The organism is Nocardia sp. NPDC004711 (assembly GCF_053601595.1).
In genome coordinates, this window is record NZ_JBSGCB010000023.1 from 88,856 (window position 1) to 109,507 (window position 20,652).

Here is a 20,652-nt window from a genome sequence, read left to right on the forward strand (position 1 = left end):
CACGCGGAATTGAGTGGGAGTCAGGGCAGTACGGAGACGTCGTCCGATCGGCTGTCCAGAGGGGTTGCCGACCGGAGTTCGGGCACCACCATATAGGACCCGGTCGCATTGCGCAGGAACCGCGACCCGCATAGGTGAAGCTGCGTGGGCGAAGGATCGAAAGAGGGGCGGACGGTGGGAGATTCGGCGCGGGGCTCGGGGTCAGCTGATCGTCTCGAGTTCCTCGTCCATCGGGATCGCGCCTTCCAGGCCGTGGGGGAGGCGGCGGCGGTTGGGGGAGCCGAGGGCGGTGGTGAGGTCGGTGCCGTCGTGTTCGGCCAGGAGATCGTCGGAGTCCCAGACCAGCAGCGTTGCGCTGACGGTGTTCTCGGCGGCGGAGTGGGCCAGATCGTAGTGGGCGCAGGCGGGGACGTGGGGGTAGGTGATCCAGAGGTCGTAGCCGGTCATGAAGAGGTCGAGATCGAATTGGACGGACAGGCCCAGGAGTTCGCTGCGGCCGTTGTCGTCGACACCGGCGAAGGCCTCGTCCAGGGCCAGCAGGCGGGGGGCCTGCGGGTCGGCCGAATCGAGCATGACGTGGGCGGCGGCGAAGAGCGGAAGGTGCAGGGACACCGACTGTTCGCCGCCGGAGAGGGCGCTGTGCCGGGCGACGGTGAGGCGGTCCTCGGCACCGTCTGCGGTGACGATGGTGAACGAGAAGACGCGCCAGGCGCGGTAATCGAGGGTGGCCGCGAGGATCTCGGGGAACGAGCGCTCCGGGTGGGCGGCGCGTGCGGTGCGGATCTCCGCGGCGAAATAGGCGCGGATGGTGGACAGGTCCTCGGCGGTGAGCTCGGCGGAGTCGCGGTCCAGGAGCTTGCAGACCGCGCGGGCCGGCTCGGCGAGATTGTCGGCCAGCACCCAGTGCACCCCGATGGTGTTGCCGGAGGACATGCGGCGCTGCCTCATCTCCGCGCCCATGCGGGAGATGAGATCGCGGGCGTCGCAGGTGCGTTCGTGGATCTGCTGGGCCAGCCCGGTCAGCAGCGCGTCCTCCAGGATGCGGCGCTCGGCATCGGTGAGCAGCAGCTCCTGGTCGCGGCGGGCCGCGCCGATGCGCGCGGCGAAATCGGCCAGCGCGGAGAGGCCGTGGTCGTCGTGCACCTGCACCACGGTGAGGCCGTCGGCGGCATCCCAGTGCAGGCGGTAGTCCTGGCGGGCGGCGGTCAGCGCGGCGTCGAACTCCTGCAGGGCGGTAGTGACCGCGCTGCGGGTCGACTTGCGGGCCGCCTCGCCCGCACGCACCGAAGCGGTTGCGGCGGCGAGATTCTCGAACAGGGCGGACACCTCGGCGGGCAGCACCGTGGGCTCCTGCTCCGGATCGCCGTTCTCGATCCGGTACAACAGCTGCTCCGGCGTCGACCACGCGGCATCGCTGCTGGGCCAGCGGCTGTCGACGGGGGCGCCCAGCAGGCTCAGCAGATCCGGGCGCGCGTACGGGGCCAGATGACGGACGTCGGCGAGCAATTCGGTGAGCGCGGTGCCCAGTGTGTCGTGGGCGGCGCGGTGCGCGCCCTCGGCGGTGCCCACCGCCTCGATGGCCTCGGCCGCGGCCTTGCGGGCGGCCTTCTGCTCCGCGCGCGCCGCCTCGATCTTCTCCCGGGCCGCGTCCAGCTCGCGATCGATATCCGCGGCGCCCGCGCCGAGCGCCTCACGCAGCGTCTCCAGCTTGCGCAGCTGCTCCTCGTACCCGGCGCGCGCGGCCTCGGCCTCTTCCGCGAATGCCTCGGCCAGGTCCTTGGCTTCCTCGAGCCGGTCCCCGGCCTCCCGGGCCCGCTCGTGCTCGCGCTGATGATCGCCGCGCAAGCGCAGCAGCCCCGTCCCGGCGTTCTCGAAATGGCGGACAGCGGCCGCCAGCGCATCCAGCTCGGCTGGATCGCGCGGCGCACGATGATCGGCCGCGATGGCCCGAACCTTCTTGTCCGCGTTGGTGTATTCCGCCACGGCCTGATCCAGATCCCGCTCGGCCTGGCCCGCCGCCTCCGAGCGCGAGCGCAGCATGCCCGCCGCCTCGGCGACGCTCCGCAGCGCGGCGGTGACCGCCGTGGTCCGCGGCAGCGCCTTGGCCGCCGCCGAAATCCGCCCCAGCTCCGCGGTGGCGGCCTGTTCGTCGGCTGCGGCGGTATCGGCCTCGCCCACAGCCGTTTCGATGGCAGCGGCCAGCTCAGCCAGCCGCAACTCGCGCCGGCGCGCGCGGGCGGTGGTGCCGATGAACTCGGCGTCGGCCTTGACGTGCCGGCCGACCTGCACCCCCTGCCGGAACCGGCCGTCGGTGGCGATGGTGAGCTGCCCCTCCGCGCCGACAGGCTGTGCCTCGGCCCCGGTGACAGTGCGCCCCTTGCCATCCGCGCCGGCGGCCGTGACCGAGCCGGCGACCTCGTGCAGCGCGATGGATGCCAGAATGCCGGAGACGATCTCGCGCGGCACGGTCAGCGTGCCCGAATCATCTTCGACGACAAGCACATCGGCCAGTGTCCGGCCGGTGGGGCGCAACTGCTGCGGCAGCGGCGTCAGGAACTGGTCCGAAGCATGGTCCGGCAGTTCGGCATCCGCGCACACCCAGGCGTCGAGCAGGTTGGCGGCCTGGAGCGCAGCCTCGATCCCCGCTGCCTCGTGCGCACCGACGCCGTCGGCGAAACGCACCAATCGCCACAGCGGCGCGCCGGCCCGATCGGGTCGCGCATCGGTGCGCGCGGCGAAAGCCGGTGGCGCGTCGTCGCGTTCGGCCGCGACCCGCTCCCGCTCGGCGCGCAGTTCGCCCGCCCGTGCGGTCGCCTGGGCCGCCCGCGCCCGTGACTCCTGCCGCCGCGCCCGGATCTCCTCGGTGAGCGGTTCGGTGCGTTCGGTGAGCACTTCGGCCGGTGTGGCCGGAACCGAGCCGTCGTCGAACGCGTCGACCGGTCCCGGGCCGGTCGCAGCCGTGTCGACGGGTCCGCCGCCATCCGGTCCTGTCGCCGAACGCTTTCCGCCCGCCTTTCCGGTCCCGTCCTGGGCCGCCGAGTCGACACCGGTGCGAGACCCGGCCCCCATCGCGGCCTTCTTGCCGCCGCTGGCCGGGCGCGGGGCGTGCTCGGTGCCGACGTGCCCGAAGGCGCCGTCGAGCGCCTCGAACAGGCCGTTGCGAATCGGCGCATACACGGCGCGGTGCGAGTCCCACCAGTCGCGCAGGGACACAGCGGTGTTCGACCGGGCCAGGGCCACTCCGGCTTCGGCCTCGGCCAGCTCGGCGGCCGCGGATTCGCGCAGCTCCGCCGCGCGCTGTGCGGCGCGTTCGGCCCGGGTGCGTTCGGTGACGGCCTGGTCGACCAGGGTGAGGGCGCGGCGGACGGCGCGGACGTCGGCGTCGCGCTCCTCGGCGTGGGAGCGGACGGTGGTGGTGAGGTGCTCGGCGCGGGCCGATTCGGGCAGGGCCGACCAGCCGATGCCGGCTTCCGCTGCGGCGGAACGGAGTTCGTCCTCGCCGCGGGACAGCGCGAAGGCGGCGTTGGTGACGGCGGCCTGGGCGCGTTCGGATTCCTCGAGCCGCTGGTCCACGGTCTGACGGGACTTGAGGGCCTTGTCGCTCTGCACGGCGGCGGAGGTTTCCAGCCGGCGGACGGCGCCGGCGAGATCGTCGAGCTGCTGCTTGCCCTCGTAAGCGCTGGAACGCTGGAGGGTTTCCCGGTCGGCGAGGGCCTGCTCGTAGGCGCGGTCGGCGTCCTCGGCGCGGGTCTCGGCCGCCGCGCGCTCGGTGTCGCGGCGCTTGCGCAGGGCGGCGGCCGCGTGCAGGGCGGTGCTGGAGTGGGTGACCGCGTCCAGGCGCACCCGTACCTGGTCGATATCCGTCTTCGCCTGTACGGCAAGGTATTTGCGGTAGACGTTGACGAAATCGCGGGTCGCGGTGTCGGCCTGGACCAGGCCCTCGAGGGTGCGCCCGACCTCCTCCATATCGCTGAAGGAGCGGGCGGCGTCCAGGATCAGCTGCTCGTCCAGCGGGCGCAGGCCATCGGTGAGCGCCTGCGAGAGGCCGCGCGGGTCCAGGTTCTTGGCCAGCTGCGGGCGGCGCAGCGTCAGGATCAGATTGATGAGCTGGTCGTAGCGCTGCTGCCCGAGCCCGAACATGCGGGCGTCGATGGCCGCCCGGTACTCGACCGGCCGGTCCACGATGGCGTCGGAGCCGATCTGCTCGGCCAGCTGCTTGCGGGTCAGCGGCCGGTCGTCGGGGCCCAGCAGCGAGAAGTCCACGCCCACCCGGCCGTCGGCGACGAAATACCACCGGGTCACCTTGTCGTTGGAGCGGGTCGCGCGCATGCCGATGCCGATGGTGACCGTCTCCGGCCCGGTCCAGCTGCCGCGCGCGAACTCCATCCACACGTACGAGTAGGCCGATTCCTGCTTGCGGTACAGCAGGTTCGACTTCATGGTGCGCTCTTCACCCGCGAACGGATTGAGCCGCCGCGGCTCGATCCGCCCGTCCAGCACGAACGGGAACAGCACCTCGAGGGCCTTGGTCTTGCCCGAGCCGTTGGGCCCGCGCAGCACCAGCCGCCCGTCGGCGAAGCAGAACTCCTGGTCGCGGTAGTCCCAGAGGTTGATGATGCCCGCCCGGGTGGGGACGAAGCGCACTCCACCGTGAATGTGGTCGGCCATCAGTTCCCGGATCCCTTCTCTGTCGAGCTGTCCGCAGGCACGGCGTTCGCGCCGAGTTGTGTGGGGGAGATGAACAATTCGGTCTCCGCGCGGGTGCGGACGGTGACGATCGCGCCCCGGTACCGGGCCAGCGCGGGCAGGATGAGCAGGCCGCCGTCGACCAGCTCCACCAGCCGCAGCCGCTCCAACAGCGAGACCGCCTCGGCGGTCAGGCCCGGCACATCGGCCTGCCACTGGGCCGCGAAGGTGTTGCCGTACCGGTCGGTCAGCATCTGCACGGTGTCGCGGATCCAGGACGACGCGAGGAACGGGAAGTCGGGGATCTCGGCCTCGGCTGCTTCCACGTCCGGATCCTCGTGCGGCCCGAAGACATCCATCGGATCCGCGAGCGGAGCGAACACGGTATTCGACGGGATGGCGGTGTCGAGTTGCTCCACCAGATCCAGCAGCGGACGGTCCGGCCGCGGCCGGCGTTCGACCGGATTGTCGATGTCCAGCACCAGATCCGCGATCTCACCCGCCAGCAGCAGCGCCACCTGCGCGAGCGTGCCCGTGCCCGGGAATCGCACATCCGACAGCCGCCCCGAACTGTCGATCAGCGCAACGCCTTCCGCACGCCGCTCGGCCCGCAGCCCGGTGAGGTACTCGACCTCGGCGACCAGCTTCTCCTGCCCCAGCAGCGAGCGCTGCGGCTCGTCGAGCTCGTCGGCGTAGACCACGGGCTGCTCGACCAGGGCCCGCCGGACCTCGCGTGCCGCCAACGCCAGTGCGGGGGAACGGGTATCGGATCCGCCCGCCTCCTCGCCGAGCAGTCCGGTGACGCTCTGCAGATGCTGCAGCGCCCGCGGCGGCCGGAACAGCGCGAAGACCACCGATCGGTCGATGTCGTAAAGCGCCTCACCGGCCTCCGGGTCGCTCGCCCAGCCCCCGGCATCGCCGTCGGCCAGGGTGACCGCGCCGCGCGCCGCGAGCCAGCCGACCGCGTCGACGAACGCATCCCGATCCGCGGCCCGATCCGGCGCGAGCTCCAGGCCCTCCACCCGTTCGGTGTAGGCGGCGACCTGATCGGCCAACTCCGACAACGTGATCTGATCCCCGGCGCGACCCAGCGCGGCCAGCGCCAAGGCGAGATAGGCGTAGCGGCGGCGATCGAACAGCCGGTCACCGGTGGTCCGCGCGGGCCGTCCGGCGTCGAGGCGATCCAGCACCGGGAACAGCCGCGCCGTGGTCTCGGTGACCTCCAGCCGGTACCCGAACAGCTCGGCCAGATCCTCCCGCAGCTCCGTCGCCCATCGCCGCAGCAGCGGCAGCGCAATGCGATCCGGATACGTGCGGGTGACCAGGTGATTGGCCAGGATCACCCGCGCCGCACGCTGATAACTGTCCAGCGCCAGCGAATCGATACTTCGCGCGTGCATCAGCCCACCTCCCCGCCGTCGGCAACCCCGCCCGCGGGCGTGACCGATGGATCCGGCCGATTCGACTGCGCGGCAGAGGATTTGCGGCCACGCAGGGCAGCCGTCTCGCGAACCTCGAGTCGCCGGTTGTTGAGGTGCAGCACCCCCTTGGAGGTACGGACGAGCGTGGACCCCTGGTGCTCGGACACGGTGAGTGTCACGCCGTTGTCGGAACCAGAGGTGCCCGGTACCCGCCCGCTCACCGGCACCCACGCGGTGGACGCGGCGTCGAGCAGCTTGAGCAGCACCTCGGTCTCGCCCTCGTCGAGCTCCCGGTCGTAGAGGTCTGCGGCGGCCAGCGAGCGTGCGGCCTCGGCGCGGGCGCGCTGGGCGTCGAGCTGTACCTGGCGCAGGCGGCGAATCCCCGCGTCATTGCGTTGCAGCCGGGCGGGCGCACCCGGTGTCGGCGGCCGCCCGGTCTCGGCGAGGGTGCGGGCGATCTCCAAAGGTGGTGCGTCCCACCAGGATCGGATGGCCGGAATCACGTCGGCGTCCGGGTGCTGCATGGCCAGATGGCGGGGACGGCCCAATCCGAAGACGGCGTCGTACAGCGCATGCGCGGCCTCGGCGGTCGGGGCGGCGGTGAACCATCCGGCGAGGTGTCGCAGCGCCGATTCCCGGCTGACTCCGCCCTTACGTGTCTCGGTGACTCGTCGCAGCAGTGAGAGCACGGCCGCGATGGCGCTCATGGTCGCTTCGCGCAGCCGCTCGCATTCGGTGAGCCCGCCCTCGTCGTCACTGATGAACCAGCCCCGCAGCCCCTGCCAGCGCGCCCGCCAATCCGCTTGGCGCTCAGCGGTATCCAGCAGCACCCGCTCGTCGCAGCGGGCCGCGCGCTCGATGAGATCCGCGACCCCGGTGCCCTCCACCTCGCGGATGGCGGCGGCCAGCCGCGGCGCGAAACGCGCCAGGTCCATGGAGAATTCGCGCATGTGCGCCAGCAGCGCGTCCTTGTGCGCGAGGAAGGCTTCGGGGGTGGCCTCGGTGGTCCGCACCAGATCGCCGAGCGTGAGATAGAAGTGCGCCGCCCGCTCGGCCAGATCCGACAGCGCCCGGTCCAGCCGGTTCAGTACCCGGTAGACGCGCGGCGCGTCCGCGCTCTTGTTGGCCTCGGCGAGGGTGTGCAGATCCGCCAGCAGCTCCGGCAGCACCAGCCGTGAGAGCGCGGCCTCGTCGAGCCGCGCCTCCAGCACATCCGAAACCGCCCGATATGCCTGATAACCCGCCTGTGAGAACTGATAGACGAAATGCCGGTTCCGATACTCGGCCAGCGTCGCCGCCCGGGTCCCGTCGTAACTGCGTTCCAGCACACCCCACTGGTGCAGCTGCTCCAGCAGCGGACCCACCTCGGTGGCGGTCAGCGCGGGCGCGCCCGGGCAACGATCGAGCGAGTCGGCGACGTCGGAGGCGTGCAACAGCACCACGTAGGCGGCGCGGGCGGTGTCGAAGGCCCGCAACACCCACAGGTAATCGGCCCGTTTCTCGGCGGTGGCGAAGGAGAACAGACGCAGCCGGTCGGCGTCGCTCCGCCTCTCCGCGCTTGGAATCTCCTCGGACCCGACCCCCCTCGGGTCGGGCAGCAATCCGTCAGCGGACTCGGTCACCGGGAGAAGGTTAGTACTCCCTCCCGACCGGTTCGGAATCGTGCCGAGTGTCGGCGCGCCCGATCCGGCCCCCCGGCGGCCGATTCCGGGTTCGCGATCGGCGGTCAGTTACCGAGCGCGGCCACGCCCGCCTGCGCGAACTTTTCGTCCTGATCACCGCTCGGCGCACCCGCGACTCCGATGCCCGCGATCGGCGCGCCACCCTTGGCGGCCACCGGGGCGCCGCCCGCGAGGAACAGGGTGCCCTGGATGTCGGCCAGATGCGGCGCACTGTCGAGGCGCTTGGCCAGCTGCGAGGTCGGCGCGTTCCAGGAGACCGCGGTGAACGCCTTCTGCTGCGCGGACGAGTAGGACTGCGGCCCGGCGCCATCGCCGCGCAACGTGACGACGGTATTGCCGTCGCGATCCACCACGGCGACCGTCACGTGCTGGTTCTCCTTCACCGCCGCATCCAGCGCGGCCTGCGCGGCCCTGGTGGCGGCGGCGATGGTCAGATGGGTGCTCTGCTGCAGGTTCGCATTGGCGACATCGGCCGCCACCGGGGCCTTGCTGCCCGGATCCGGATCCTGTGCGTTCACCGACACCACGCCGATCACCCCGGCGGCCACGACCGCCGCGGCCGCGCCGCCGATGACGAGGCGCTTGCGGTTGGAGCTGGACTGCTGCGGGGTGGTCATGATGTCCTCCACGGATCTCGGGTGAAAGCTGTTCGCTCTGTTCGCATTCCAGCGTGCTGCCCAGGCCGGCCGGGCACATCGGCGCAGCGGCTGGGAATTCGCGCGCGGTCCGGCTGATCCCCGTATCAACCGATCGGATGACCCCGGGAGCGGATGGGCACGGCAGAATGAGGGTGTTTGTCCATGTCACCGAGTGTTCGCCCACGTCGCTGCCGCCGAGGAGGTGCCCGTATGCCGTCTCCGGACCAGGTGGGCGCGCAGCCCCGTGACGACACCCGGTTGCTGGGCACCATCGTGCACAGCGCTTTCTACGTCCTGCTGGCTGCGTCGATGCTGCGGTTCGTGCTCCGCCATCCCGACAGTGCGCGCATGCCGTGGGTGATCGGACTCTCGCTCGGACTGGCCGTGTTCTATGTGCTGAGCGAACTGCGCGCCTCCCGTCGTGTGCTGCTGTTCGCGCTGCTGGTGACCGCGTGGGCGGTATTGGTCGTCCTCGCACCGAGTTTCGCGTGGTGCGCGGTGCCGCTGCTCTACACCGGCCTGCGGATCCTCCCGCTGCGTGTCGCCCTCGGGCTGGTCGCAGGGCTGACCGCGCTCGTCGTCTTCGCTCAGTTGAAGCTCGCGGGCTGGGCCGACCCCAACCTGCTGCTGGCCCCGCCCGCCGTCGCCGCCCTGAGCACCGCGCTGTTCGTCGGCCTGATCCGTCAGACCGAACGGCAGGCCGCACTCATCGACGACCTGCGCGCCACCCGCCGGGAACTCGCGGCCACCGAACGCCGCGAAGGCACCCTCGCCGAACGGCAGCGTCTCGCCATGGAGATCCACGACACCCTGGCCCAAGGACTTTCGAGCCAGCGCATGCTGCTGCAGGCGGCCGACCGGATCTGGGACAGCGAACCGGACCGGGCCCGCGAGCACGTGCGCAGCGCGACAGCCGTCGCGGAATACAACCTCGCCGAGGCGCGCCGCTTCGTGCACGACCTCGCGCCCACGGATCTGGCCGCGGGCGGGTCGCTGGTCGCGGCGCTGGAGGCGATGGCCGAACGGGAGAGCGGCGACTCGCTCAGCGTGCGCATCCACGTGGAGGGCGCGCCGGTGGGGCTGCCCGCGGGCGTGGCGGCGGCGGTCCTGCGAATCGCGCAGGGGGCGTTGGCGAATGCGCGCGAGCATGCGGCCGCGACCGCGGTCACCATCACCCTGACCGACCTCGGTGACCGGCTCGTCCTCGACATCGCCGACGACGGACGGGGTTTCGACCCCGCCGAGACCGCCACCACCGCCGACCGCGGCCACGGCCTGCCCGCCATGCGTGCCCGCCTGCGCCAGCTGGGCGGCACCCTCACCGTCGAATCGGCGCCCGGAGACGGCACCGTCGTCTCCGCCGAAGTCCCCCTGGAGCGGTCGTGACCGAAGCCGAAACCACTGTCCGCCTGGTGATCTGCGACGACCACGCGGTCGTCCGCGCCGGCCTGCGCGCCCTGCTGGGCAGCACACCCGACATCGACGTCGTCGGCGAAGCGGGCAGCGGCCCGGAGGTGGTCGCCCTCGCCGAGCGTCTGCAGCCGGACGTCGTGCTGATGGATCTCCAGCTCGGTGGTGACATGGACGGCATCGAAGCCACCCGCCGCATCACCGCGGGCGCTGGTGCGACCCCGCACGTGCTGGTGCTCACCACCTACGACACCGACGCCGACATCACGCGCGCCATCGCCGCCGGCGCGACGGGCTACCTGCTCAAGGCCGAACGCCCCGAGGAGCTGTTCGCGGCGATTCACGCGGCCGCGCAAGGGCGTACGGCACTGTCCCCGCCCATCGCGGACCGGGTGCTCAACCGCATGCGAAACCCGCAGCCCGCGTTGACGGCCCGGGAACTGGATATTCTCGGCCAGCTGTCGCAGGGGCTGGGGAATCGGGAAATCGCCCGGGCACTGCATGTCAGCGAGGCGACCGTGAAGACGCACCTGGGGCGAATCTACGACAAGCTGGGCGTCGACAATCGCGCCGCGGCAGTCGCCGTCGCGAACGAGCAACGGCTCCTGAAGTGAGTCACAGCCACTTGGGCGCAGCCTGCTGCATGAAACCGAAGAGGTATCCTGCCACGCGCCGCATCTGAATCACCTCGCTGCCCTCGGTGATTCGATAACGCCGGTGATGCCGGTAGATGTGCTCGAACGGTGTGTGGCGGGAACAGCCGAGCCCACCGTGAATCTGCATAGCGCGATCGGCCGCTTCACAGCACAGCCGGTTGGACCAGTAGTTGCACATGGACACCTGGGCCGACTGCGTGAACGGGCCTAGCGGTCACCGCGCGGCCGAGGTCCTCGGACAGGAATCGGGCCAGGCCGGCCGTCACATCGCCGGTCATTCGCCCGCCCAGTCGTCATAGCCGGGTTCGGTTGCGTCACTCGCCGTGCCCGTCGAGTATCGAACTGTCGCCGATTTCATGGAATGATCGCTCTTGCTGATCATTTGCTGTAGTCGGACCGCGATCGCGACACCGGACAGGTGGTAGCAGTGGAGAACCAACCCCAGGACAGCGGCGACACGGAACACCCGGAGCTCGACTACCGGTTCACCCTGGCGAACGAACGAACCTTCCTCGCGTGGATCCGCACCGCGCTCGGTCTGCTGGCCGCCGGTGTCGCGGTGCACACGCTGGTGCAGCCGTTCCATCACGCCGGGGTGCGGCGGCTGCTCTCGCTCAGCTGCATCGTGTTGGCGGTCGTGCTGGCCGCCGGCGCGTACACGCACTGGCGCGATGTCCAGGACCGGATGGTGCGCGGTGAGCCGCTGGGGAACACGATGCTCGTCCCGATTCTCGCGGGTGGCATCGCGATCGTCTCCATCTTCGCGGCGATCGCGACGGTGTGGCCGTGACCGCGCCGCCCACCTATCCCGCCGAGCGCACCGCACTGGCCTGGCGGCGCACCGCGATCGCCGCGATGGGGACCGGGGTGCTGTTCGTCAATCATGCGGCGACCAGCGGCTGGCATCCGGCGGCCATCGCGCCCGCCCTCGCGGCGGTCGGACTCATGTTCGTCGCGGGGCTCAGCGTCCTGCGCAACAACTCACTGCACCACGGGCACTGGGCGCACGGGCAGCGGGTCATCGCCATCGCGACGGTCGCGGTGCTGGTGGTGTGCGGGGTGGCGCTCATCATCGGTCTCACCGATCCCGGTAAGCGGCAAGCCTTTTCGATCCCATCGACGTCGGAGATCCCGGCAGTTACAGGAGGCGGACAGTGAGTGCGGTCACCGAACCGAGCCCGTTCATCATCGAGCAGAACCAGCGTGCCCTGAAAGAGCTTCCGTTCGACAACACCGCCGACCAGCAGGACGCCGACCGCGGCTTCATCGCCGAGCTGGAACCCGGAATCGTCAAGGACGACAAGGGGACTGTGGTCTGGGACGGCGACTCCTACAGCTTCCTGCAGGGCTCCTGCCCCAACTCGGTGCACCCGTCGCTGTGGCGGCAGTCGGGCCTGGTGGTGAAACAGGGCCTGTACGAGGTGGTTCCGGGCATCTACCAGATCCGCGGCCTGGATCTGTCGAATATGACGATCATCGAGGGCGACACCGGTGTCATCGTCATCGACCCGTTGATCTCGGCCGAGACCGCGAAGGCGGGGATGGACCTGTATTTCGCGCATCGCGGCCGGAAGCCGGTGACGGGCATGATCTACACCCATTCGCACGTTGATCATTTCGGCGGTGCGATGGGTGTGATGACCGTGGAGGACGCCGAGTCCGGGCGGGTGCCGGTGGTGGCGCCGGCCGGATTCCTGGAACACGCTGTCGCCGAGAACGTCTACGCGGGCACCGCCATGGCCCGGCGTGCAGCCTACATGTACGGTGCCGCGCTGCCCCGCGGTCCGAAGGGCCAGGTCGGTGCGGGGCTGGGGCAGACCACCTCGACAGGCAGTGTCACGCTGATCGCTCCAACCCTCGACATCACCCACACCGGGCAGGAGCAGACGATCGACGGCGTGCGCATCGTCTTCCAGATCACCCCCGGCACCGAGGCGCCGTCGGAGATGAACTTCCACTTCCCGGACTTCCGCGCACTCTGCATGGCGGAGAACGCGACCCACACGCTGCACAACCTGCTGACGCTGCGCGGAGCGCTGGTGCGTGACCCGCACGTGTGGTCCACCTACCTCACCGAATCGATCAACCTGTACGGCCGCGAGAGCGAGGTCGTCTTCGCCTCGCACCACTGGCCCACCTGGGGCACCGAGCGGCTGGTCGAGTACCTGGAGTTGCAGCGCGACCTGTACGCCTACCTGCACGACCAGACCCTGCGCCGCCTCAGCCAGGGCTACGTGGGCAGCGAGATCGCCGAGATGATGGAAATGCCTCCGGCGCTGGTCGATTCGTGGGCCGCGCACGGCTACTACGGGTCGGTCAGCCACAATGTGAAGGCCATCTATCAGCGGTACATGGGCTGGTTCGACGGCAATCCGGCCCACCTGTGGGAGCACCCGCCGGTCGAAGGGGCCAAGCGGCACGTGGAGTTCATGGGCGGCGCGGACGAGGTGCTGCGCAAGGCGCGCAAGTCCTTCGACGAGGGCGACTACCGGTGGGTCGTGCAGGCGGTCAACTACGTGATCTTCGCCGACCCGTCCAACCAGGCCGCCAAGGCGCTGCAGGCCGACGCCTTCGAACAGCTCGCCTTCGGCGCGGAGAACGGCCCGTGGCGCAACTTCTTCCTCTCGGGCGCCTATGAGCTCCGCAATGGCAAGTTCGGTACGCCGACCAAGGCCAGCTCGCCGTCCATGATGGCGGCGCTCACCGTGGACCAGGTCTTCGACGGCATGGCGCTGCGGCTCGACGGTCCCCAGGCCTGGCACGAAAAGGCCACCAGCGACTGGGTTTTCACCGACGAGAACCGCACCGTCCGGCTACAGCTGCGCAACGGCGTGCTGTTGCACTGGGATCGCCGCGACGGTGACAAACTGCCGGCCCCCGACGTCACCTTCACCCTGACCCGGCCCACCCTGATCGGCGTGCTGCTCGCGGGCGAGGACCTACAGGCGGCCGTGCAGGCCGGACGGCTCAGGATCGACGGTGATGTCCAGGCCTTCGCCAAACTGGTGGGCCTCTTCGACCAGCCCGACCCGGACTTCGACATCGTGACTCCGTAGCAGCGGACACGAGTGGGGTCCGGCTGGGAAACCAGCCGGACCCCACTGCTTTTCGATCGGTTTTGTCGCCGCAGGGCGTGAATTCCCGAAGCGGCGGGTGAAGCTTGGCTGGAGGATTGTGTGCTCTCGGTTCGTGCGCGTACTTTCACCCGTTTCGGGTGAGCCGAATCAGCCCGCAATCAGCCGTCATCAGCAACGTAGCGGCAATGCGTGAGGGTTTGCTGAATTCCGGACCCCGAGTCACCCGCGACGGGTGCGGCGGGGGTCCGTGCCCGGCACGGCGGTCGCCAATGGTGCTCGGCCGGTTCAGTGTTCGTGGGTGAGCATGGCGGTGAGCGCGCGGCCGACCGCCTCGGAGGCGGCGCGTGTGGACAGGCCGCGCCGGTCCATCAGGTGGTGGCGGTACGGCCAGCCCACGGTGGCGTCGACGAGATCGAGTAGCTGCTCGCCCTCGGCGTAGTCCAGTTCCGGTGCGAAGGCGCGGGTGAGCGCGTCCCGAATCCGCTTGTCGGTCAACCGCATCCGGGTGTCCACCGCCGGGGTGCGCAGGGATTCGATGAGCCCGAGCACCCGGGGCTCGCGCTGCAGCGTGAAGATGGCCTCGCTCTGGCGCACCACCGCTTCGATGCGCTGGGCCAGTGGCAGTTCCGGGTCGATCTCGGCCAGTAGCGCCTCGACCTGCTCGGACTGCTGATCCACCGCTGCGGTGATCAGCGCTGTCCGGGTCGGGAAGTGCACGAAGATACTGCGTTCCGACACGCCGGCGCGCTCGGCGATGCTGCGGGTGGTGGGGTCGAACTCGCCGTCGTGGACCGCCGACAGCAGGCCCTCGATGATCGCTCTGCGGGTCTGTTCCGGGTTGCGTCGCCGCCGTGGGCCTTCGCCTTTGCCCTCGCTCATGACGAGAATCCGATCACATCCGGCCGGAGCGTGTGCACGCAGGTCCGGCGGAGGGTTCGCGGGGTCATGGGTGGTGTCACACGGCCATCATATTGCAGTATCACTGCAATAGTGATGTACTGTGGCGGCGATGGCAGAACGGCAGCGAATGATCGGCTACTCCTGCTGTCCGGATATCGACCGCATGGAGACAGGAGAGCGCTGATGACCGACGCGGACCTCACGAACAACGGCGACGACCGCAGGCCGGGCGGCTTCACGGTGTCGCGGCGGGGGGTGTTCGGGGTGGGCGCGGCCGCGCTGGTGGCCGCCGGTGTCGGAGCCGCCGTCGCCGGGTGTGACAGCAACGGCGACAACGGTTCCGCCGCCGAGCGGACCAGCAAGGATCCGGTCGATCCGAGCGGCCACATCGTCGACCAGCAGCATCGGGCGCAATCCGCATTGCCCTTCGCCGACACGCAGGACTTCACCGACACCGACAGGGGCTTCATCGCCAAGCTCGAGCCGGACGTGGTGCAGGATTCCACTGGAAAGGTGGTGTGGGACAACGATTCCTACGGATTCATTCAGGGCACCTGCCCCAACTCGGTGCATCCCTCGCTGTGGCGGCAGTCGCAGCTGGTGGTGAAACAGGGCCTCTACGAAGTGGTTCCGGGCATCTACCAGATCCGCGGTCTCGACCTGTCGAACATGACGATCATCGAGGGCAGCACCGGCATCATCGTCATCGACCCGCTGATCTCGACCGAGACTGCCAAGGCGGGCATGGACCTGTACTTCGCGCACCGCGGTCGGAAGCCGGTGACCGGCTTGATCTACACCCACTCCCACGTCGACCACTTCGGCGGCGCCCTGGGTGTCATCAGCCTGGAAGACGCTGCCTCGGGCCGGATCCCGGTGATCGCGCCGCAGGGCTTCGTGGAGCACGCGGTCGAGGAGAACGTCTTCGCCGGCACCGCCATGGCCCGCCGCTCGGCCTACATGTACGGCGCGGCGCTGCCGCGTGGTGCGAAGGGCCAGGTCGGTGCGGGCCTGGGCATGACCACCTCGGTCGGCACCGTGAGCCTGATTCCGCCGAACAAGGACGTCACCCACACCGGCCAGGAAGAGACCATCGACGGGATCAAGGTCGTCTTCCAGATCACCCCGGGCACCGAGGCGCCGTCGGAGATGAACTTCTACTTCCCCGACTTCCGTGCGATGTGCATGGCGGAGAACGCCACCCACACCCTGCACAACCTGGTCACCCTGCGCGGCGCGCTGGTTCGCGACGCGCACGTGTGGTCGCAGTACCTGACCGAGACCATCACCATGTTCTCCGACAAGTACGACGTCGCCTTCGCCTCGCACCACTGGCCCATGTGGGAAGCGGACAAGGTCACCGAATGGCTGTCGCTGCAACGGGATACCTACGCCTACCTGCACGACCAGACCCTGCGCATGCTGAACCAGGGCTACACCGGCATCGAGATCGCCGAGATGATCCAGATGCCGCCGGCCATCGAGAGCAAGTGGTACAACCACGGCTACTACGGATCGGTCAGCCACGATGTGAAGGCCATCTACCAGCGCTACATGGGCTGGTTCGACGGCAATCCGGCGCACCTGTGGGAGCACCCGCCGGTCGATTCCGGCAAACGGCACGTGGACGCGATGGGCGGTGCGAGCGGGGCGTTGAAGGTGGCCCGCAAGGCGTACTCCGACGGCGACTACCGCTGGTGCGTCCAGGTTCTCAACTACCTGATCTTCGCCGACCCGGGCAATGAGCAGGCGAAGATGCTGCAGGCCAGCGCGTTCGAACAGCTCGGCTACGGCTCGGAGAACGCCACCTGGCGCAACTTCTTCCTCTCCGGCGCCTACGAGCTGCGCAACGGCACCTTCGGCACCCCGACCAAGGCCAACTCCGCCGGCATGATCAGCGCCCTGAGCGTGGACCAGGTCTTCGACTCCGCGGCATTCCTGATCAATGGCCCGAAGGCGTGGGACCTGCACCTGGTCAACGACTGGATCATTACCGACCAGAACCGGACCTACCGCACCGAGCTACGCAACGGCGTGCTCATCCACTACGTGATCCCCGCCGACTTCAAGGGTCCGGCCCCGGACGCCACCTTCACCCTGTCCCGGCTGGAGCTGATCGCCACCATGACCGGGACCAAGGACATCGTGAAGGAGATCCAGGCCGGCGCGATCAAGGTCAGCGGCGACCCCGTCAAGCTGAAGCAGTTGAAGGACGTCATGGACAAGCCCGACCCGAACTTCAACATCGTCACCCCGTAGTACTCCGCGCGGTGGAATGCCGCGGCGTGACGGGAGTTACCGGGGGCGTCACGCCGCGACACACATGAATAGATGTGGGGGTTACAGCGTTCCGGTCGTGGCGGCGTCGACCTCACCATCGACCTCGGGGGAAGCCCGTGCGGCACCGACTGCGGAGCGCTGTGATCGTCGGGTGGCTGGCCGTCGCGTCCCTGGCCGCGCCGGTGGCCGCGCGCGCCCCCCGGTCACCGACGACCTGCCGCCGAACGGTCCCATGCCTGGGCCGTCTTCCGCGACGAACTGATCAAATCCTGGCCCACCCTGGCCTACGGTCTCGGCGTGCCCGAGTGACGCGGGCCCGGCCGGGTCAGTGTGCGCGCTGGGTGTCGATGCGTTCGGTCGGCCGCTCGGATTCGGCTGCCACGGCGGCACGTTCGACCGTCATCAAGCTCTCGGAGTGGTGTTCGGCGTAGTACTTGGCGGCACCGCCGTTGAGCCCGAACAGCGATTTGCTCCACAGCAGCCAGATCACCGCCGCCAGGTTGACGATCAGCGCCGCCGCCCGCAGGAAGGTGATCCTCTCGGTGAGCTCGTAGATCTCCAGCGGCAGGAAGATGCTGGTCGCGATGACCGCGAAGTACTCGCCCCAGCGCTTGACCAGCCAGAGGCCCACCGCCTCGGTGAGCTGGATCGCGGCATAGGCGAACAGCGCCACCGCCACCCAGGTGAGCACGGTGGGGGAGAAGGTGAACGCTTTGTCGATGCCCTTGATGATCTTGGAATGGTCAGGGTTGAAACCGATCTGGTCCGCCAGCTGGCGGATGAGCGGAAGATCCTTGTCCCAGTTGGCCTTCCAGTGCTCGCGCGCACCGCGCAGCTTCAGCACGCCCGCGCCCAGCAGGATCAGCACCAGGGCCCGGACGATGCGCTCGGCCGCCAGCAGCCGCATGATGATCCGGTCGCGCAGCAGATGCCCGCGCGGCACCTCGGGCGCGTCGTCGGCCGGACCGGTGCGACGCGGCTCGCCGGGCACGAAATCTCCGCAACGCAGGCAGCGCCAGGATTCACCCGCCGGGGTGGGGACGTGGAGGCGTGCCGCGAGCTCGGGCTCGGTCGGGGCGTAGGTCTCGTGCCCTCGGGCAGCGCAGGTCCACAGACTGAAGTCCATGCGCGTGAGCGTAACCGGTGGACGCGTGCCGAGGGATGTCCCGGCGCGCTGCGAGGGATGTCAGCCCGCAGTCAGTGCGCGCAGCTGATCCAGATAGGTCCGGGTGCGCGGATCGCCGGGGAAGCGCTCGATCATCTCCCGCGCCGTCTCTCCCGCGATCCATATGAGTGAGGGCAGCGAGCGGCGTTTGCCGGCGAAGGCCCGCACGCCCTCGTCGAGGGCGAGCTCCAGATTGCGATCGCGGATGGCGACCACCGCCAGCGTCAGGTGCGCCTCGGCGACCCGCATGGGTTTGCGGATGCTGCCGTCGGGGCGGGTGGAGGTCAAGATCACCTGCCGGGCATAGTTTTCCGCGAGCCGGTCCTGCCCGGCTACCCGGCAGCAGTCCATGGCGTAGAAGTCGAACTTCTGCGGATCGACCACGAAGTGATTGTCCAGATCGGACGGATGCTCGATGGTGTCCAGGATCGAACGGCCCTGGGCGAGCGCCTTTTCCACTTCGCGGCGGTCACCGAGCCGTGCCCACGCCTTGGCGCGCTGTGCGGCCAGCTGGACGCCGACACCCAGGTGGTCGGTGGTGGCGTGCGCGGCCTCGGCGGTCTCGATGGCGCCCCGGTAGTTGGCCTGCGTGAGTGCGAACCAGGCGGCCATTTCGGCTCCCCAGCCGATGATTTCGGCGTGCTCGGCCTCCTGGCCGAGGGAGAGCGCGGCCCGGCGGGTCGCCTCGGCGGCGGTGCGCCAGCCGAGATCGTAATCGACGCAACCGATCAGCAGGGCAACCCATCCGGCCAGCACCAGGACCTCCCGATGCTGCGCGAGAGTCAAGCGACCGTCCAGTAGCGAAGTGATGCGCCGCAGCCACGCCGTGCCCTCGGCATGCAACTCGTGCGGATCGGCGCACGGATACTCCGAACACAGCCGATCAGCGGTGATGCGAATGGCGTCGAGCGTCGAGGCGGACACATCGGACATACGTAGCCGCCCAATGAATTCCAGCGTGTCCATTCCGGTGGCCGAGAGCATCTCGTCGTCCCGATTGGGCCGCGCCTTGGGAAAGAAGGCGGCCGTCACCGTATCGAAAGCCGCCGCGATGATCGGAGCGTAGAAATCGTCCGGCCGCGATTCCCCGGACTCCCAGCGCCGCCAGTTGCGCAGAAGTGTGCTGTCCGTTGGCAGATTGTGGCTCGATTTGCCCCGCATGGCACGGACCGCATCGGCTTGAGACCACCCGCGAGTATCACGTTCGGCACGCATTCGGACGGCCCAGACAGGTCGATCGTCACCGGCGGACACGCTCTGTAGTATCTCACCAGTTAACGAAGGATGGACCCGGATAGGGCATCTCGATGTCAGTGGGTTGACATCTGCAATTGCATTCGTGATTTCGCCAAACTGTTCAACAGGGCACATTCATGACAGCGATCCCCAATCCAACGGAGGTTCGGGTGGAAGCGTTGATCTATGGGTACGTGCGTGACGATCTGGCCGACGGCCGCAGCGAAGAGCTGGAGAACGCCATGTGCGGGCTCGCTCAGTCCGCCGGCCTCTGCTTCGCTGCCACGTTCCATGAATCGACCCCCGGCGACGGCACCGCGTTCGCGGAGCTGACGGCCGAACTCAAGCGTGCCGATGCCCACCACGTGGTGGTGCCGTCGCTCGATCACCTTGCGGGGCAGACCATTCCGCGCGACCTGCTGATCGCGAAGCTGGCCCACGAGGCCTCCGTCAAGATCTGGGCCGTAGAGCACTAGCCGTCGAAACGAACGCCGCACCTGCGCGTGAACGCAGGTGCGGCAATGGTTTCGGTGCGGGAAGCCCGGTGTCAGAGACCGAAGCCGCCCCGTCCGCGGCGGCGCAGGTACTTCTCGAACTCGGCCGCGATGGCGTCACCGTCGATCTTGGCCATGGCGTCGTTGATATCGACCTCGGCATCGCCGCGCTCCTCGAGCGAGCGCACGTACTCGGCGATCTCCTCGTCGCCGGCGGTCATCTCGTTGACCGCGCCCTCCCACTCCTCGGCCTGCTCGGGCAGACCGCCGAGCGGCACCTCGACATCGAGGACATCCTCGACCCGGTGTAGCAGGGCGATGATGGCCTTGGGGTTGGGCGGCTGGGAGACGTAGTGCGGCACCGCCGCCCAGAAGGAGATGGCCGGGACGCCCGCGCGCACGCACGCATCCTGCAGCACTCCGGTAATACCGGTCGGTCCCTCGTAGCGGGTCTGCTCCAGGTTGAAGCGCTCCGCGGCTTCCTTGTTATAGGCGGTCCCGGTGACCGGAACCGGCCGGGTGTGCGGGGTGTCGGCCAGCAGCGCGCCCAGGATCACCACCGTGGACACCCCGAGCTGCTCGACGAATTCGAGGATGTCGCTGCAGAAGCTGCGCCAGCGCATATTCGGTTCGACGCCCCGCAGGAGCACGACGTCCCGATCGCTGCCCGGGGGCGAGCAAACCGACAGCATGGCCGAGGGCCACTGGATCTCGCGGGTCACCCCGTCCACCTGCCGGACCGTCGGCCGGTTCACCTGATAGTCGTAATAGTCCTCGGAGTCGAGCTCGGCCAGCGGCTGCGCGTCCCAGATCAGTTCCAGATGCTCGACCGCGCCACTGGCGGCATCGGCCGCATCGTTCCAGCCTTCGAAGGCGGCCACGAGTACCGGATCCCGCAGCGTAGGCAGGTCCGATTCGGGTGGCACCGGGGATTCACTGGCGTTCACCCGGTCAGCCTACGGTGTGCGTAGACGCAGTGTGCATGCGACGCGCAATGTAGGAGTTGG

At 69.2% G+C, this 20,652-nt stretch carries 15 protein-coding genes and 1 pseudogene; 7 read left to right on the forward strand and 9 right to left on the reverse strand.

The annotated features are described in order from the left end of the window. Window positions 1–201 precede the first annotated feature (201 nt). From ACWEKS_RS24125 to ACWEKS_RS24140, 4 genes are all read right to left on the reverse strand, one after another. Window positions 202–4,668 carry an SbcC/MukB-like Walker B domain-containing protein gene (locus tag ACWEKS_RS24125; RefSeq protein WP_452342155.1) on the reverse strand — a complete coding sequence of 1,489 codons (4,467 nt, stop codon included), beginning with the start codon at window positions 4,666–4,668 and terminating at the stop codon, window positions 202–204. Further along, window positions 4,668–6,086, reverse strand: a complete 1,419-nt coding sequence (locus tag ACWEKS_RS24130; protein ID WP_452342156.1) for a TIGR02678 family protein — start codon at window positions 6,084–6,086, stop codon at window positions 4,668–4,670. The genes ACWEKS_RS24125 and ACWEKS_RS24130 overlap by 1 nt, the downstream gene beginning before the upstream one ends. Further along, window positions 6,086–7,636, reverse strand: coding sequence for a TIGR02677 family protein (locus ACWEKS_RS24135; RefSeq protein WP_452342206.1), 1,551 nt, complete (start codon window positions 7,634–7,636; stop codon window positions 6,086–6,088). The genes ACWEKS_RS24130 and ACWEKS_RS24135 overlap by 1 nt, the downstream gene beginning before the upstream one ends. Before the next feature lie 197 nt (window positions 7,637–7,833). Beyond that, window positions 7,834–8,406 (reverse strand): GlcG/HbpS family heme-binding protein, encoded by a 573-nt coding sequence (locus ACWEKS_RS24140; protein ID WP_452342157.1) that lies wholly within the window; start codon window positions 8,404–8,406, stop codon window positions 7,834–7,836. 231 nt (window positions 8,407–8,637) lie between these two features. Between ACWEKS_RS24140 and ACWEKS_RS24145 the strand changes: the two genes are divergently transcribed. Together ACWEKS_RS24145 and ACWEKS_RS24150 are read left to right on the forward strand one after the other, a co-directional pair. Beyond that, window positions 8,638–9,813, forward strand: a complete 1,176-nt coding sequence (locus ACWEKS_RS24145; protein ID WP_452342158.1) for a sensor histidine kinase — start codon at window positions 8,638–8,640, stop codon at window positions 9,811–9,813. Continuing rightward, window positions 9,810–10,451, forward strand: coding sequence for a response regulator (locus ACWEKS_RS24150; protein WP_452342159.1), 642 nt, complete (start codon window positions 9,810–9,812; stop codon window positions 10,449–10,451). Before ACWEKS_RS24145 ends, ACWEKS_RS24150 begins: the two co-directional genes overlap by 4 nt. Before the next feature lies 1 nt (window position 10,452). Here ACWEKS_RS24150 and ACWEKS_RS24155 read toward each other — a convergent pair. Beyond that, window positions 10,453–10,701, reverse strand: a pseudogene (locus ACWEKS_RS24155) (acyl-CoA dehydrogenase family protein); the annotation flags it as partial. Between the two features lie 219 nt (window positions 10,702–10,920). On the opposite strand from ACWEKS_RS24155, the gene ACWEKS_RS24160 reads away from it, so the two are divergent. From ACWEKS_RS24160 to ACWEKS_RS24170, 3 genes are read left to right on the forward strand one after another with little or no spacing between them, the layout of a single operon-like run. Next, window positions 10,921–11,283 carry a YidH family protein gene (locus ACWEKS_RS24160; protein ID WP_354832051.1) on the forward strand — a complete coding sequence of 121 codons (363 nt, stop codon included), beginning with the start codon at window positions 10,921–10,923 and terminating at the stop codon, window positions 11,281–11,283. After that, window positions 11,280–11,651, forward strand: coding sequence for a DUF202 domain-containing protein (locus ACWEKS_RS24165; protein ID WP_452342160.1), 372 nt, complete (start codon window positions 11,280–11,282; stop codon window positions 11,649–11,651). The genes ACWEKS_RS24160 and ACWEKS_RS24165 overlap by 4 nt, the downstream gene beginning before the upstream one ends. Then, complete coding sequence (locus tag ACWEKS_RS24170) at window positions 11,648–13,549, forward strand: alkyl/aryl-sulfatase (protein WP_452342161.1); 1,902 nt, start codon at window positions 11,648–11,650, stop codon at window positions 13,547–13,549. Before ACWEKS_RS24165 ends, ACWEKS_RS24170 begins: the two co-directional genes overlap by 4 nt. Window positions 13,550–13,855: 306 nt before the next feature. On the opposite strand, the gene ACWEKS_RS24175 is transcribed toward ACWEKS_RS24170, so the two are convergent. Further along, window positions 13,856–14,449, reverse strand: a complete 594-nt coding sequence (locus tag ACWEKS_RS24175) for a TetR/AcrR family transcriptional regulator (protein ID WP_452342162.1) — start codon at window positions 14,447–14,449, stop codon at window positions 13,856–13,858. Window positions 14,450–14,653: 204 nt separating this feature from the next. On the opposite strand from ACWEKS_RS24175, the gene ACWEKS_RS24180 reads away from it, so the two are divergent. Further along, entirely contained in the window at window positions 14,654–16,729 is a 2,076-nt protein-coding gene (locus ACWEKS_RS24180) for an alkyl/aryl-sulfatase (protein WP_452342163.1), read from the forward strand. Between the two features lie 346 nt (window positions 16,730–17,075). Here the strand turns inward: ACWEKS_RS24180 and ACWEKS_RS24185 are convergent, their stop codons facing one another. Beyond that, complete coding sequence (locus ACWEKS_RS24185) at window positions 17,076–17,876, reverse strand: DUF2127 domain-containing protein (protein ID WP_452342164.1); 801 nt, start codon at window positions 17,874–17,876, stop codon at window positions 17,076–17,078. Between the two features lie 60 nt (window positions 17,877–17,936). Further along, window positions 17,937–19,076 carry an XRE family transcriptional regulator gene (locus ACWEKS_RS24190; protein WP_452342165.1) on the reverse strand — a complete coding sequence of 380 codons (1,140 nt, stop codon included), beginning with the start codon at window positions 19,074–19,076 and terminating at the stop codon, window positions 17,937–17,939. Between the two features lie 245 nt (window positions 19,077–19,321). Here ACWEKS_RS24190 and ACWEKS_RS24195 point away from each other — a divergent pair, with 245 nt between their 5' ends. After that, a complete protein-coding gene (locus ACWEKS_RS24195) occupies window positions 19,322–19,627 on the forward strand; it encodes a hypothetical protein (protein WP_379385993.1) in 306 nt (101 codons plus the stop codon). Window positions 19,628–19,698: 71 nt separating this feature from the next. Here the strand turns inward: ACWEKS_RS24195 and ACWEKS_RS24200 are convergent, their stop codons facing one another. Beyond that, window positions 19,699–20,592, reverse strand: coding sequence for a PAC2 family protein (locus ACWEKS_RS24200; protein ID WP_452342166.1), 894 nt, complete (start codon window positions 20,590–20,592; stop codon window positions 19,699–19,701). Between the last annotated feature and the right edge of the window lie 60 nt (window positions 20,593–20,652).